The 15,789-nt window shown below is 36.0% G+C and carries 15 protein-coding genes and 1 pseudogene; 5 read left to right on the top strand and 11 right to left on the bottom strand.

The annotated features are described in order from the left end of the window. Positions 1-14: 14 nt before the first annotated feature. The 5 genes and pseudogenes from aceB to KFD70_RS07635 all read right to left on the bottom strand — a co-directional run bounded on the left by aceB (position 15) and on the right by KFD70_RS07635 (position 5,035). Positions 15-1,604, bottom strand: coding sequence for a malate synthase A (aceB, locus tag KFD70_RS07655; RefSeq protein ID WP_431613092.1), 1,590 nt, complete (start codon positions 1,602-1,604; stop codon positions 15-17). Between the two features lie 207 nt (positions 1,605-1,811). Then, positions 1,812-1,922: pseudogene (locus KFD70_RS07650) on the bottom strand (S-layer homology domain-containing protein); the annotation flags it as partial. Positions 1,923-1,964: 42 nt separating this feature from the next. Then, positions 1,965-2,876: a DMT family transporter gene (locus tag KFD70_RS07645; protein WP_336451016.1), complete on the bottom strand. Its 912-nt coding sequence runs from the start codon at positions 2,874-2,876 to the stop codon at positions 1,965-1,967. Positions 2,877-3,042: 166 nt separating this feature from the next. Continuing rightward, the gene (locus tag KFD70_RS07640; RefSeq protein ID WP_336450933.1) at positions 3,043-3,540 is read right to left on the bottom strand and encodes a DUF1648 domain-containing protein; all 498 of its coding nucleotides are present in this window, start codon (positions 3,538-3,540) and stop codon (positions 3,043-3,045) included. A 232-nt stretch (positions 3,541-3,772) separates the two neighbouring features. Beyond that, positions 3,773-5,035, bottom strand: a complete 1,263-nt coding sequence (locus KFD70_RS07635) for a M48 family metallopeptidase (RefSeq protein WP_336450932.1) — start codon at positions 5,033-5,035, stop codon at positions 3,773-3,775. Positions 5,036-5,331: 296 nt separating this feature from the next. On the opposite strand from KFD70_RS07635, the gene KFD70_RS07630 reads away from it, so the two are divergent. After that, on the top strand, positions 5,332-5,916 hold the full coding sequence (locus tag KFD70_RS07630) for an SCO family protein (protein ID WP_336450931.1): 585 nt from the start codon (positions 5,332-5,334) through the stop codon (positions 5,914-5,916). 290 nt (positions 5,917-6,206) lie between these two features. Here KFD70_RS07630 and KFD70_RS07625 read toward each other — a convergent pair whose 3' ends face one another. From KFD70_RS07625 to KFD70_RS07615, 3 genes are all read right to left on the bottom strand, one after another. Beyond that, on the bottom strand, positions 6,207-6,380 hold the full coding sequence (locus KFD70_RS07625; protein ID WP_336451019.1) for a hypothetical protein: 174 nt from the start codon (positions 6,378-6,380) through the stop codon (positions 6,207-6,209). 16 nt (positions 6,381-6,396) lie between these two features. After that, on the bottom strand, positions 6,397-6,696 hold the full coding sequence (locus KFD70_RS07620) for a hypothetical protein (protein ID WP_336450930.1): 300 nt from the start codon (positions 6,694-6,696) through the stop codon (positions 6,397-6,399). 235 nt (positions 6,697-6,931) lie between these two features. After that, positions 6,932-7,759: a CPBP family intramembrane glutamic endopeptidase gene (locus KFD70_RS07615; protein ID WP_336450929.1), complete on the bottom strand. Its 828-nt coding sequence runs from the start codon at positions 7,757-7,759 to the stop codon at positions 6,932-6,934. A 141-nt stretch (positions 7,760-7,900) separates the two neighbouring features. Here KFD70_RS07615 and KFD70_RS07610 point away from each other — a divergent pair, with 141 nt between their 5' ends. Together KFD70_RS07610 and KFD70_RS07605 are read left to right on the top strand one after the other, a co-directional pair. Then, positions 7,901-8,602: a response regulator transcription factor gene (locus tag KFD70_RS07610; protein ID WP_336450928.1), complete on the top strand. Its 702-nt coding sequence runs from the start codon at positions 7,901-7,903 to the stop codon at positions 8,600-8,602. 9 nt (positions 8,603-8,611) lie between these two features. Then, entirely contained in the window at positions 8,612-10,372 is a 1,761-nt protein-coding gene (locus KFD70_RS07605) for an ATP-binding protein (protein ID WP_336450927.1), read from the top strand. A gap of 196 nt (positions 10,373-10,568) precedes the next feature. Here KFD70_RS07605 and KFD70_RS07600 read toward each other — a convergent pair whose 3' ends face one another. Beyond that, entirely contained in the window at positions 10,569-11,582 is a 1,014-nt protein-coding gene (locus KFD70_RS07600; RefSeq protein WP_431613091.1) for an asparaginase, read from the bottom strand. A gap of 161 nt (positions 11,583-11,743) precedes the next feature. Further along, positions 11,744-12,649 (bottom strand): AraC family transcriptional regulator, encoded by a 906-nt coding sequence (locus tag KFD70_RS07595; RefSeq protein ID WP_336450925.1) that lies wholly within the window; start codon positions 12,647-12,649, stop codon positions 11,744-11,746. A 277-nt stretch (positions 12,650-12,926) separates the two neighbouring features. Here KFD70_RS07595 and KFD70_RS07590 point away from each other — a divergent pair, with 277 nt between their 5' ends. Together KFD70_RS07590 and KFD70_RS07585 are read left to right on the top strand one after the other, a co-directional pair. Further along, positions 12,927-13,412, top strand: a complete 486-nt coding sequence (locus KFD70_RS07590) for an RNA polymerase sigma factor (protein WP_431613090.1) — start codon at positions 12,927-12,929, stop codon at positions 13,410-13,412. Between the two features lie 5 nt (positions 13,413-13,417). Continuing rightward, positions 13,418-14,554: an anti-sigma factor gene (locus tag KFD70_RS07585; protein WP_431613089.1), complete on the top strand. Its 1,137-nt coding sequence runs from the start codon at positions 13,418-13,420 to the stop codon at positions 14,552-14,554. A gap of 44 nt (positions 14,555-14,598) precedes the next feature. On the opposite strand, the gene KFD70_RS07580 is transcribed toward KFD70_RS07585, so the two are convergent. Further along, a complete protein-coding gene (locus KFD70_RS07580; protein WP_431613088.1) occupies positions 14,599-15,708 on the bottom strand; it encodes a metallophosphoesterase in 1,110 nt (369 codons plus the stop codon). Positions 15,709-15,789 lie beyond the last annotated feature (81 nt).

Raw genomic sequence — 15,789 nt, 5'->3', positions numbered from 1 at the left:
TCCCCTTTTCTTTTTTATAAAATCTCATAACCCGGTAATGTTAAAAATGTTTCAAACTCATCATTACGTACTAAATCAGTAAATAATTTTGTCGCTTCTACAAATCTACCTTTCTCAAATTGCTCCTTGCCAATCTCTCGTTCTATTTTCGCTAACTCTTCTGCCTTAAACTCTTCTACTAAAGCAAATGTAATGTTACGGCCGTCATTCAGCTTCCCGCCTTCATGACGAATCCATTGCCACACTTGCGCCCTTGAAATTTCTGCCGTTGCTGCATCTTCCATCAAATTGTAAATCGGTGCTGCCCCGCGGCCGCTTAACCACGATGCAATATATTGAATACCAACGCTAATATTCATACGAAGCCCTTCTTCTGTAATCGTTCCTATCGGTACTTCTAATAAGTCCTTTTCTGTTACATAAATCTCTTCACGTTTTCTGAAAATTTGATTCGGTGTTTTCATAATGTGATCGAACACTTCCATCGCAACCGGTACGAGTCCCGGGTGGGCAACCCAAGTCCCGTCATGTCCGTCTAAAGCCTCACGTTCTTTATCCATACGAACTTTTTCAAAAGCAACTTCATTTGCTTCCGGGTTATTTTTAATCGGAATTTGTGCTGCCATTCCGCCAATTGCTGGTGCGTTCCGGCGATGGCACGTTTGAATTACTTTTAAAGAATAGTTGCGCATAAACGGCGCTGTCATCGTAACTTGCGCCCTATCTGGAAGTAAAAATTCATTATGGTTACGAAAAGCCTTTAAGAAGCTAAAAATATAATCCCAGCGTCCACAATTTAGTCCTGCTGAGTGGTCACGAAGCTCATATAAAATTTCATCCATTTCAAAAGAAGCGTGGATCGTTTCTAATAATACAGTTGCTTTAATCGTTCCATTCGGAATCCCGATATATTTCTGCGCAAAAATAAAAACATCATTCCATAATCTCGCTTCCAAATAGCTTTCCATTTTCGGTAAGTAAAAATATGGCCCGCTTTCTTTTTCTAATAATGTTTTTGCATTGTGGAAAAAGTACAAACCAAAGTCAACAAGGCTACCTGACATCTTTTCCCCATCAACTAACATATGTTTTTCCTCTAAATGCCAACCGCGTGGACGAACGATAAGTACAGCTGTTTTATCTCCTAAACGATATTCTTTGCCGCTCGGATTCTTATATGAAATCGTTCTCTTCACCGCATCTCTTAAGTTAATCTGGCCATCTATCGCATTATGCCACGTCGGCGAGTTCGAATCTTCAAAGTCTGCCATAAAAAGATATGCACCTGAATTTAAAGCATTAATCACCATCTTACGATCTACTGGACCTGTAATCTCCACACGACGATCTTCTAAATCTTTTGGAAGCTGGGCAATCGTCCAATCTCCAGCACGTATATGTGCTGTTTCTGATAAAAAGCTTGGAAACTCCCCTGCATCAATTCTTTTTTGCTTTTCCACTCGTTTTTGCAGTAAATCTTTGCGGCGTGTATTAAAATTCTCATGCAGCTCTTTTAAAAAAGTGAGCGCTTCCGGTGTCAAAATTTCTCCATACGCCGGTAATATTTCTCCAACGAGTGTAACCCGTGAAGTTTGTGTCGACATATTAGCATCTCCTTTTCAAACTGTTTTATAACAGATTTGATTTTATGTTTTATATTATATAACAAATTTTCAGAAAAGGAAGGAGTTTTTTGAAAATTTAACTTATTTTTTGTGAAACACCGGTTTCATCTACGTATTCAAACATCAAAAAGGCAGGTGTTATACAACACCTACCCTCTTTTATAAATCTAATCTATTCACTGTTTCTTATTCTGCAGAAGGATCATTTATAATTGCATTGTATAAAAACTGCGCATATTGTTCACGCGTTACAAGCATTTGCGATTCATACTTCCCGTCACCAGTTCCTACTACAACCTATTCCTTATTATTATTTTGAATTTCTCGAATTTTACTACCTCATCCTTTAGAGTAAACTTTCTCTTCCTGGCATACCACTTCATCTTCTGATTTTCGAAAAGTAAACGCCATCCCAACAAAAATAAGGATAATCCCTACTATCTGCATTGTAGTCGGACGAAAACCTGTAAATACTGTATCAAGTAAAATAGCCACTCCAGGATCTAAAAAGACTAATATAGAAATTAAACGTGTTGGTAAATCTCGTAAACTATCAAAAAATAAATAATAAACAAAACCAGTATGAATCAGTCCTGTCGCTGTAATTGCAATCCAATTACTTTGCGTCAAACCTTGAAATTCTCCAAAGTCTACAAATGGTAATAATAGAAATATGCCTAAAAAAGTTTGCAAAAATGTCATCGCATATGCACTTGTTTGTTTAATCCCTTTCCCCAATAAAGTGGTAAATGCATAAAACAACGCTGCAAGAAGTGCCCAAACCATCCCGGAAGACATCAGTTTCTCTATAGAAACACTCCCATCCACACCTGCGACTAACACAGTGCCACCAAAACAAATCAGAATCGAAATAATAGATAACATTGTTAATCTTTCTTTAAATACGACACTCCCAATCATTAATACAATAATTGGTGCAAGATGATACACAGAGATCGCAATCGTCACTGACATGACCTCAAAAGCTTTAAATAAAAACACCCAGTTAAAAACAAGAAAAACGCCGCAAGCTAGTATTTGTAGTACTTCTTTTCTGTTCCACTTCTCTTCTTTAAATTGCCCTGTCGCAAGCCAGCATAACGCTAAAAATATAGTCGCACAAATACAGCGAACAAATACCAATTCAAATGATGGTAAATTTGTTTTCACTGAAAAAAATCCGATGGAGCCAAAAATAGACATCGATATGATCATTTTTATAGCTGGCAATGATTTTGTTTGGAATAACATATTTGTCATGCTCTTTTGAAACAATATAAACAACCCCCATTAGTTTGAAACAAACATTCACACGTTAATTTCCTTAATATTCTTAACTTTGATTCTACACGAAGTGAAATGAAATGTAAAAAACTAACATTCATTTGAATTCATCTATATCTCATTATATCTTTTCTTACGAAGCAGCATTTGCAATTCGCATTCCTTTTACGATATATAAGGCCATTGTGCTAAATAAAACAAACATAAAGATGATGAAAGGCAACATAGAAATACTCGTTTTTTCCGTTATAGCTACTTGTACATTTTCCCATGTGTTATAGACACAAAGCATAATAATTTGTACGTTCATCCAGCTTAACATTTTACGAGAATTTACAAATAATAGCGGTTTGCTTTCTTTTGTTGTATTAGCAGGATAATTAAATAGATTAGGAAAACGACTAAATATGTTGAAGAAAATATACAAACCAAGACCAAGGGTTGGGTGAATAAACATACTCCACTTCCGGCCGAAACCGTCCACTTCCCCCATTCCGTTAAAATGCGTCGGAATTGTATGAGGCAAAGTTTCCCATATTATAGAGATATAGATAATCATTACTCCAATACCGAAAAGCGAAGAAGCATCTAACCATTTCTCTAATTTTGTTTTCTTCCTATACTCCTTCATTTTATCCTCCCCCTTTCAAATCTCCCTTACCATTTTACCATATTTTACATAACCGTAATTTTCCTATCTCTATTACGATTATGTAAACAAAAGCTGCTCTCCATTCATGTTTTCATTCTGGGCTTACACCGCTTACCTGACCGCTTCTACGCATGAGCGGACCCTCCCACCCAAAAAGAAAGGTTTGGATATTATATTCACATAAATAAAGAAGCAGCTCACTCGCTGCTCCTCATTTCTTCTGCTTATCATACTCCTCAAACGCATGAATTCTCTCAAATATCGGCGGGTGTGTATATAAGAAAAACTTCACTAGCGCCGGCGGATTCACTTGACTTAATCCTGTTTTTGATAAATATTGAAATGTTTTCACACCAGATTTTCCATCCTTCGTCATATCTAACGCATATTGATCAGCCGCTCGCTCTTCTATGCGAGATACATAGTTAGATAGCGGACTCACCGCAAAAGATAATACGGAAGAAATCAGGAAAAACAATGGTAGAATGGAGAAACATGCTACTTTTGAAATTTGTAATGTTTCTCCCCATTTTCGTACACACATGTTTATAATGCGGTAAATCAAATACATCCCTATAAATGTTAATACAATATAACTCGCCACGCCCCAATATATATGTTTCATTACGTAATGCCCCATTTCATGAGCCATAATAAATAAAATCTCTTTATCTTTCAGTTGCTGGAGCGTTGTATTCCATAATACAATTCGGGAATTCGATCCAATTCCTGTTACATACGCATTTAGCGCGTTCGTTTTCTCCGACATATTCACTTCATATACATGTTCAGCTGGAATATGTGCCCTGTCAGCAATTGCTAAAATCTTCTCCTCTAGTTCTTTATTTTGTAATGTAGAAAAGTCATTGTATAACGGATCAATTAAAACCGGCTGTACAAACGTTAAAAAGATTGTAAATGGCACAGATAAAGCCCAGCCCGCTAACCACCATCGCTTTGGAAATTTATGAATCAGCCATAAAAGGACAGAGACGATGAGTAACATTGTAATATAATTAACCCAAAAACTGATCACATGATCTTTGATCCAGCTCGCTGTTGATTGTGTTGAAATGCCGTAATCAATTGAGATTTGATGCCCCAGCCATTGCAGCGGTAATGCAAGAACAGTTGTAAGCAATGATAGATAGAAAAGATAGATAGCGACTTGAAGTACCCGTACTTTTGCTGTTTCCTTTGACCATTTTTCAAAACGATTTGACACCCCTAAAACAAGAACAAACAATAAAATAATCCATTCAAGAGGCGTCGCTAAAAAAAAGAGTAAATTTTTCACACGTGAGTAATCCTGACTTAATGTAAGTTCCTTCGCGTTCATAAACGTTTGTGGATCAGCACTTGTTCCTTTATACGCATCTGGAATAATCTCATGATTCCATCCAAATAAATACCAATATATAAATAGTGCAAAACCAACGTACAAAAAAAGTGACCATTTCACAACCTTTTTCACATTACTACCTCCTCTATGCTGCCTGTCTCTTATTATTGTAAGTTCGTTCTTCCCAAAATAGAACAAGCTAATAAAGTGAAACTTCCATCAGTGGGGATTTTTTTCTATTCCCACTGATGGTTAGCCCTCACCAATCGGGCTTTTACGGGCAGTTGATACCCCACACCCTGAATACTGAGGTGCGGGATGTTACTACCCACAAATAGCGGGATAACCGAATTGTCATGCAATTTTCATTCCCTTCAAAAAAATTATCGGATTTTTCTTATAAAATGAAACTGGGAGGGGATGGAAAAATGAAAAGAATTTATATTACTTTTACATTAGGTTTAGTCATCGTAATTGGAATTGGAATTTACTATTTTACAGATTATCGTAAAGCTTCTGCTGAAATACCAAGCGGGATTGTTATGGAAGATGTGAATGGTACGACGCTATCTTTTGATCAACTACCGAAGAAACTTAAACTCGTAGAATTTATATACACAAAATGCCCCGATATTTGCCCTGTTACGACATACAAAATGAAACATTTACGAGACGAATTAGAAAAGGAGAAACTATTTGGTAAAAAAATCGAATTTATCACAATTACCATTGATCCTAAGTTCGATACAAAAGAAATTTTAACTACATATTCCAATACATTTGAAATGCAAAAAACAAAAGGCTGGCACTTACTTCGCGGTGATGTAGATGAAACAAAACAACTAGCAGATACATTTAACTTTCAGTACCGCGACCCTGGAAGCGGGCTCTATATTCATACTTCGAACTCCTATTTACTCGATGAAAATGACCGTTTAATTGAAGTTTTTGGTATGGGGGAACGTGGATTTAACAGCAAAAAAGTGCTTGAGAAAATTAAAGATGCATTATGAAAAAGGTAAATGTTACAAAACTACAAGAAGAAACATGATGAAATCCACAGGGTTAGTTGGTGTGAAATGATAAATGAAATTTTATTGGCGATTTTTTCAATATATCGATCATTTCTCAACATATATCGGCGATTCGACAAAGGATATCGACCATTCGGCAAATAACGACAAAAGCAAGTGTCTACTAGATCTTGTTTCCCAATACGCTGCAAAACCTCTTCTGTGATGAGAAGAGGTTTTTTCTATTTATTATGCTACGAATTTAACAGCCTATCCATTCTATTATTTCTCTACATTTTCTTCAGCTCATATGTTGGAATCAGAAACTCGCTCATGATCCAACAAACAAGGCCGAAACCACTTATATATTTCCCGTATTCATAATGGTTTACATACACTTTTCCTACAATAATTAGGATAAGTCCAAGTAAAACAACAACATATCCAATTTGTTTTTTCGACAATATCAATCAGCATCCTCTATTGAAAAATGTTAACGAAAAAATTAAGATCTTGAAAAGAAATGGAGCTATATTTCATAATTCCTTGTACAGCTAGAAGTAGTATAAGACCAAGTACACATATATAATTAATTCCATCTTCACTTCTTTTCTCAACTACAATTCCACCCGCAATACATAGCAGTCCTAGAAGATGAATTGCTAAATAAACAAAAAAGTATGCTTCATTCCAGTGAATTCCTACATTCACTGTCGTAATAACAATTAAACTCACCATAATCAAATAAAACAGTTTATTTGACCCTATCGTTTCATTCATAGAATCAGATACATTCCTTTCTATATAAATATTATTTGATTTTCAAACACATAAATCGCTACTATGAGAACAAAAGGTGACCTGCACTCGTTTTCTACCTTTGTTTTCACGCGGCATGGGGCTAAAATAGGCACTGACCGCTTCTATCCATAGACGGATTCTCTCTCCCATCTAAAAAGAAAGGGTTTATATCTCTTTTATTTTTCGTTATTCAATAAATTCTATGTTATCAAAACTATAATTCTCTCACTTTATTTGCGTATACTACCGGCACCTCTTTACTCATATAACGACGATTCATAAACAAAAAGACAAGCACGAAATTTAATCCAATGATAAAGATAATAAGTCCTGTTAAAAATGGCGTATAAGTAGAAAAATCTGCAAGGCTCATCTTTTCTTCTTTACTGACCATAAAAGATGTAATAAGTACAGTAGCGTTATTTAACATATGAATGGTGATAGGCATAAGTAAACTTTTCGTCCGCATGTATACAATTGTTAAAACAATACCAAACACAACAGCACCAAGAAAATCAATATGGAAGCAACCAAAGAGAAGCGCTGCAACGATCATCCCTTTTCCTGTTCCCCATTTCGCTGCAAGGCGTTGGAATAAAAAACCTCTAAATACAAATTCACATATAATGGGAGCTACCAAAACGATGATTATATATTGATATATGTATCCACCCGTATTGCCTATAATAGGTTCATTTAATATATCTATAATAAAATTTGGTGTAATCCACGTAAAACTATACATATATAATACGAGGTACCCATAACTAAAAAGGCATAGCATTCCTGTAATCATCAAAACTTGTAAAAAATTAAATGATTCTCTTCTATTCATAAATACAGTAAACGGAACACGATGACGCTTACATTGATAGAATAACCAAACGGATGGAAATACGTATAGTACAAGTATGCTTGTAAAAGAAGAAAGTGATATATGAAATGTATTCTCTAGTACTTGTTTACCAATACGTTCAATCAAAACAAGTAGTGTAAATACAATTAAAAAATATCTGGCTCGCATTGAATAAAACGGATTCATCCTCATCTCCTCCCCTATGTTACATTTATCATATCATTCCAATCTTATTTTTAAGCTAAGAAAACCTTAAATTTTCCTTAAAAATCCCATAACTTACAAGAAAATGTTATGATAATCGATGAAAATAGGGGGCGATTCAGATTGTATCATGCAAATATTTTACTTGTTGATGATGAAACAGCAATTCTACAACTATTAACTACGATTCTACAAAAAGAAGGTTTTTCCCATATTACAACGGCTACTTCCGCTGAAGAAGCTTTACTCTTAGTGGAGAAAAATCATTACGATTTAATGATTTTAGACGTCATGCTTCCAGGACAATCCGGTTTTGATATTTGTCCAATGATCCGTCAAAAAACTGACTGTCCAATTTTCTTTCTAACAGCTAAATCATCTGATTTAGATAAAGTAGCTGGTTTCTTATATGGGGCAGACGACTATATTACAAAACCATTCAATCCGCTTGAAGTTGTCGCTCGTATGAAAGCACAGCTTCGAAGACATATGAAACAAACGCCGCAACCAACAAAAGAACATACCCTTTCATTTGGGAGATTCCAAGTAGATAAACATGCTGCTGAATTAAAAGTAGATGGAGAAATTGTTGAATGTTCAGCTCAGCTCTTTCAACTATTGTTCTTTTTCTGTGAGCATCCAAATTACGTATTTTCAAAAGAAGAGATATACGAAAAAGTATGGGGAGCCCCTGCTTATAACGGTGATGACAATACCGTTATGGTTCATATTCGAAAACTACGTGAAAAAATCGAACTTGATCCAAGTAGCCCGAAGTATATAAAGACTGTTCGTGGACTTGGTTATAAGTTTGTTGCAAAGTAGGTGACGGCTATGAACTTAAGTAGAAGATTGATTATCCAATTTATTATCCAGCATATTTTTGTCTTATTTACTTTACTCATTGTAGTAATCGTCGCTTTCGTCTACCTCGGTCATCTTTTTAGTACGACTCTTTATGAGCCAAATGTTCCGGAGTTTGATGACTTTACTATTTCTCAATACGTTTCTTCAGAAAACGGACGCGTTACATTAAGCCCCGAAATAAAAGAAATGATTGAAGAAAAAAATGATTGGCTTCAAATCGTTGATGAACATGGAAAAGTACTTTATGACTTTAATACTCCGGAAGATGTTCCTGGTTCTTATACAAAAACATCATTAGTTGCTTATTTACAGCACCATATACAGACTCCTTATAAATTGACGTATTGGAATATTGAATTAGAGGAGAAAAAAGGAATTGTGATTTATGGTGGGGAGTTAAAAAGTAGTACTTTACTTCAACAGCTAAAACAAGAACACGGTGCACCGTTATCAGCTGCGTTTTCTTTAACAGAAAAAGAAAAGAAACAACTTACTAAAGAAGGTGCTACGCTGCAAATATTTAACGCAAAAGGAGAAGAGATTTTTGCTTATCCAAAAACAAAAAGAAAATCCTTTTCAGCCATCCAAGCTGTACTTTCTGAAAAAGAACCTTGGAATCATAAAGAAAATATCTCGAGTTTGTATAATCCGGAAGATCAAACCTTATTTACTATAACAGTAAAAAATGACCATTATTATCCATCTGATATAAATGAAGATGTATTAATCAAAAAAATATTAATAGGATTTGGCGTTATTATTTTAATCGCGTTTGTCTACCTAGTTATTCTTTCTATTTGGTACGGAAGAAAATTTGGCAAGCCACTATTGCATGCAATGCGATGGCTCAAAAATATAGCTAGCGGAACATACGAAGAACCTGTCAGTAAAAAAGGAAAACTAGTTCGCTTCCGGCGCTCTGGTAAGGAAAAATGGTCATTCCGTCTTTTTAAAGACGTAACAAACGCGCTAGAACACCTCACGATTACACTCAAAAAAAATGAGTCAGTACGAAAAGTAATTGAACAAACACGTGAAGAATGGATTACCGGGCTCTCTCATGATTTAAAAACGCCGCTAAGTTCTATTTACGGATACTCTCTCTTACTAGAATCGAAACAATATAGCTGGAATGATCATGATATTCAAGAATTCGGTCGTATTATACGAGACAAATCTCAATATATGACAACATTAATTGATGACTTAAGCTTAACGTACCAATTGAAAAACAATGCGATTCCCTCTCAATATGCCGAAGTAGAGATTAATCAATTTGTTCAAAAAGTCTTATTACAATTTATTAACAACCCAACACTTCAAAATCAAAACATAGAATTTGTTCCTAGCTCCAGTAGCATTCATTATTCTATTGAAGAAAAATGGTTCCAGCGCATCATCGAGAACTTATTAGCAAATGCAGTAAAACATAATAATGAAACAACAAATGTCATTGTAAAACTTGGACAGGATAAACACTCTTTCACACTTTCTATTTCTGATAACGGGAAAGGAATGGATGAACAAACGAAAGAACTTTTATTCGATCGATACTATCGTGGTACAAATACAGAAGAAAATAACGATGGAACTGGTCTCGGCTTAGCGATCACAAAACAACTTGTTCTGGCGCATAAAGGTACAATCGCTATTGAAAGTGAAATTGGAAAAGGCACATCTATTACGATGGTGTTTCCATTCTCGCCTAACGACAAAAAGGCTTCCTAGTATGTAAATCTAGGAAGCTCTTTTCTATTTTCGACTCATATAATAACAACACTTTATTTATCCCGCTATTTTAGGGCAGTAAGACTCCCACCTCAAAGTTCAGCAAAAACAAAGAAGTTAGGTGGGAGATTAACTATCCTTAAAAGCCCGATTGGTGAGGGCTAATAATCAGCGAGAGATTAAGAATCCCCATTGATTAAAGTTTTACTTTATCTAATCTAAACACTTCATGAACAGCACCTACTTCAATGTCCCCATCACTTTTCATAATCGTTGGACGCAGCGTACGAAGTCGAGCTATTGTTTCTTTATTCGTATACTGAATTTGTTCCAAAATAGAGGCAACAATATTAGGCCATACATCTTCTGAACCATCCAGCACTTTTAATGCAAAACCGAGCTGCTCTTCTTTCAAGCCAAAACAGTAAACCCCCTTTGCCCCGCCTTTTGCTACAATGTTTGGATCTTCCAACAAAGTAGAACAAATAAAATTTTCAGAAGCAACCATCTTATATTCTTGATTCATAACACTTGTCATTCTCTCTACCGCATTTCTCAAAGTAACGTCATCAATTAAATGCGGACACGCTAACTTTAAATACGTAATTGCCATATTGCGTAAAGGAATAGCAAACACAGGAACACCACACCCATCTACGCCAATATGTATATCAGAAAGTGGACACTCAGATAAATATGATAGAATATCTAGTATTTTAAGTTGAAGTGGATGTTCTCTTTCCCAGTACCCTTCTATCGGATATCCTAACTCGCGACATACAGCGATAAATCCCATATGTTTACCAGAACAGTTATGATATAGCTTTCGTTTCTCTAGATTTTGCCATAGCATATCTTCTTTTGACTTCGCATTCAATGGATACGAAGCTGGACAAAACAATTCATTTTCATTGATTAACAGCTTTGTTTTCATTGTCTCCAGTGCTTCAATATGGTAGCTTTCCCCGCGATGAGAAGCTGTAAGTAAAGCTGCTTCCCTCTTCGTAAGACCGTACTTACGATCAATTTCTGCAAGAATAGCAGGCAGCGCTTGAATCGGTTTCGCTGCGGAACGAAAATATGCTTTATGTTCTGCATTACCTACCTGATATTTCACTTCTTTTTTCTCATCCACACCACATATTACACCTACATGAATATTTTCTAGCAAATTAGCCCTTGTTTCTTCTACTAAAAATTCGTAATTCATTTCTCCTATTCCCCTCCCATATGATTCGTTATATACCCCTTTTTTCTACAACAGTATCGTCATCGTAACAATGAAAATTAAATATTGTCAATATTACAAAAATAAACAGACTCTATACACAAAAAAGTTCCCTAGAAATCTAGGGAACTTTTTTCTTCTTATTACTGTTTCTTCTGCACTGGCAACCAAATTTCAACTTGTGCAAACTCACTCTTATCCTCATGACAACGCTCATCATATAACTCGAACTCTGTAACCCCAGCATGCTCATATCCTGAGTGCGGGAACCACTCTGAGAAAATCGCATTCCACGTTTGTTGAATGGAGGATACCATTTCTTTATGTGGCACTTTTGGCGTTGTAAATACCGCATACGTCGCTTCCGGGAACGTGCGCTGCGCTAATTCATTTGGTAACCCATCAAAACTTGTTACTTCCATTCCAATAATATAAGTGAAATCTCCTGTTTCTAAATTGAAATCCGTGCACATTCCAAGCTCTACATATTGGTCGGTATGTTTACGATTTGTAATGTTACTCGCAAGATTATTTTTTAAATAATGATCCCAGAACACTGGAATATCTTTCATGTTTTTCCCTTCTTTATTAGACGTCTTCATCTCATATCCAGCTACATAAAACACCGGTTTTTTTTCAATACGAAATTCCATTTGTATTCCCCCTAAATATGGATTGAACTTCCGCTGCTTCACATTTGCTTTATAATACATCGGTGTCTGAATCCCTTGCTTTCGGTAGCTACTCGGTGTCATCTGAAACAACTTTTTAAAGGCACGAATGAACGTTTCATGAGATTGAAAGCCGTGTTCTAATGCGATATCAAGAATTTTTTCGTCCGTATGAGAAAGCTGATAAGCTGCCCGGGCTAGCCTCCTCTTCCGAACATACTCCATCACAGTGTCGCCTACTAACGCTTGGAATACGCGATGAAAATGATACTCCGAGAATCCTGCAATACGAGCCAAATCACTTAATGTTTGTTTCTCCATTACATCTTCCTCAATATAATTAATTGCTTTTTGAATTTGCGTTTCATAGCTTTCCATCTCTGTTCACCCGCCTTATATGTATTATGATAGAAGAAAAGACAATTGTTTTCTTGACGTTTTTTGCTTTTATCCCCCCATTAACAGGCAGTAAGACCCCTATTCAGCAAAAGCAAAGAAGCTAGAGGGAATCAACTGCCCATAAAAGTCCGATTGGTGAGGGCTAATAATCAGTGGAGGATGAAGCTCCCCACTGATTAAAGTTTCACTTTATTTTACAGAAATTTGTAACTTTTATAAATGAAATTCGTTGTTATAAGTGAAGGGAGGGAAATTAGTGAAAAACAAGCAAACACTTGAACAAATTTACAAACAACATATGCATGACCTTTTTCGCTATCTTCTCTCCCTAACAGGACACTTCCACTCGGCAGAGGATTTGATGCAAGAAACCTTTTATCGGATGCTTATCCACATTGATTATTATAAAGGTGAAGAAATTAGGCCTTGGTTATTTACAATCGCCTACCATGCTTTTATTGATTGGAAGCGGAAAGAAACAAAACAAAAAACAACGATGCTAGAAGGTTTTCACTTACCTGATGTTCCAAGTACAGAACACGCCTATCTTACAAAATATGAAATTACAGAGTGGTTAAAGAGCCTCTCCTCTCTTCCTATCGCCAGGCGAAACGTTCTCTTATTACGAGATTACTATGGATTCTCCTATAAAGAAATCACAGAGATGACCGGGCTTACATTAGCAAAAGTGAAAATCGAACTGCATCGAGGCCGAAAAGAAATACGACCAACAAAGGAGTGATACACATGACTTGTATGAAGTGCAAAGAGCTTTGGAAGAAATATGAACAAAGTACCATTACACCTGAAGAACAAGAAGAATTAGAAAACCATATTGAAACTTGTACAATATGCGAAGCACATTTAGACAAATTACTTGCAGAAACAGAAAAAAGAAAGAAAAAACTCCCACCGGTCTCGAATGTTCAAGTTCCTTTTTGGAAGATTAAGTGGAAGCATCGTTTGCAAACTGTATCTTTTCTACTTGCAGTTTGTATAGCTATATACATGGTTGGTGGTATCCTATCCTCTATTTATTTTCAAGTGAACGATGAGCAAAAACTAAAAGAAGTTACGGATGTACCAGCACTGGCATTACAGGCAACTATTCCAAATAGCCATATTGCTGGTAGCGGGACAAATGTAGAGGCTTTCTTTCGTACACATAGTGATATTCAATTAGCAAAAACAGTAGGGAAGAAGGAATTCAAATTAGGTACTCTACAAGTTGATAGTTTTTTCTCATCTGTACGTGTAGAAAAACAATGGGCTGAAGCAGCATATGAACAAAACCTTTTCTTTGCTCATCCGAAACTAAAACAAATCGACCATTTCAAGGAGACTTCCCCAAAAGTATGGGAAGCATTGAAAAAAGTACACGAGGGAACCGTAGCCGAACTAGCGATTTCTTTTGATAAAGCTTACACGTTACAAGAATTAGAAGCAATTCTTTATAGTGTATTTGAAGCGCAAGAAATGCCACCAACCCCTGTATGGTATGCTTTAGATACAGGGATAGAAAGAGTAAATGAAGATGATTTTCCTTTATCAAATTTCGGATTCCCTGATTTTATTGGCCGACTCGATGTTGAAGAAAAAAAACTTAACAAAAAAGAAGATGAAGTGTTAGAAATGATGCGCATTCTATCCAATCATGAAGAAACTGTTGAGAAAGTTACTTGGCTCAGTAAACAAGAATTAAATATGAAAAAGCGCTTTCAACACGTGAAAAAAAATGGTGTGAAAGTATATGGCATTGTCATTACTGGCCCATCAAAAGAATTATTAAAATTACAAAATTCACCTCATGTACGCTATGCTACTCTTGGAGATATTGAACCTTGGAATTGGTTTGATCGTCCTATCAGTGGTTTTCGTCACTAAAAATAAAAACAACCATTCGAAATGGAATGGTTGTTTTTATTACATTACTTAAACATAACCTCAATCTGAATAACCTCCGACCGACTACCAAGCCGTAGCGGTGGTCCCCAAAAACCAAATCCGGAAGAAACAATCGCATGAAATGTTTCCTTTTGTAAGTATCCCCAGTCTAGTTCATACATTCTTCTCGTAATAAGGTGGTTTGGCGCCATTTGTCCTCTATGTGTATGACCTGATAATAGTAAATCAACGCCTGCTTCCTTCGCTTGTTTTAATTCAAACGGCTGGTGATCCATCGCGATAACAGGTAGTGATGGATCTACTGTAATCATAAGTTCTTCAAAACTCTTTCGATCTCGCTCTGTTTTATCTCTTCTTCCAACGAGATAAAAACTGTCTTCCACTTTGATTACTTCATCTAACATGATATGGACATCTATCTTATCCATCTCCTGTAGAAATTCCGGAATGGCTCTTCCGTAATATTCATGGTTTCCCAGCACACCGTATGTACCAAGAGGCGCTTTCATCTCTTTCATTACTTGCCCCATGTTTTTCTTAATGAATTCTCCTGGATGATCATCAATAATATCTCCTGGTAACAAGATGATATCTGGCTTCATTTCATTTACATGATGCACTAATCTTTTTAAATGCGAAAGACCTGACAATTTGCCAAAATGCATATCGGAAGCCATTGCAATGCGAAGTGTTTTACGACCTTTTGCTTCTTTTGGTATGTGAATTTCATATTTTCGAACAACCGGATTATATGCGTTAAATGTTCCATAACCGAATATGAAAATGAACATACTAAGAGTCACAATCCCTGTCCACATAATAACTGTATCTATCGGTACTGCGAATGGTTGCAAAATGAATACTGCTATATCAGCGAGTGGCAACAAGATAATTGCATATTGTATGACCGCAAACCAATAGGAACCAATTGTCCTTAAAAAAGGTAGAAATTTGAATACCTGAACAATTAAATACGCATATGAAAATAATCCAACTATCGCGGCGTAATACCCCCACGATTCCCAGCCGAAAGTCGCTTGAAGCCAAACCCATCCGTTCCATCCAATGTAAAACATCAGTAATGTATATAGAATGAAAATAGTAACTATATTAAAATATCGACTAATCTTCACAATGTGCCTCCTTTTCTATTTCTTTTATTATAACCTGTAACCTTTTTATACTGCGAATCATATGTACTACCCAAGATTTCA

This window comes from Bacillus pfraonensis (genome assembly GCF_050768835.1).
Taxonomy (GTDB): Bacteria; Bacillota; Bacilli; order Bacillales; family Bacillaceae_G; genus Bacillus_A; species Bacillus_A pfraonensis.
Note: the sequence above shows the minus strand (reverse complement) of the source record. Positions and strands in the feature narration are given on the sequence as shown.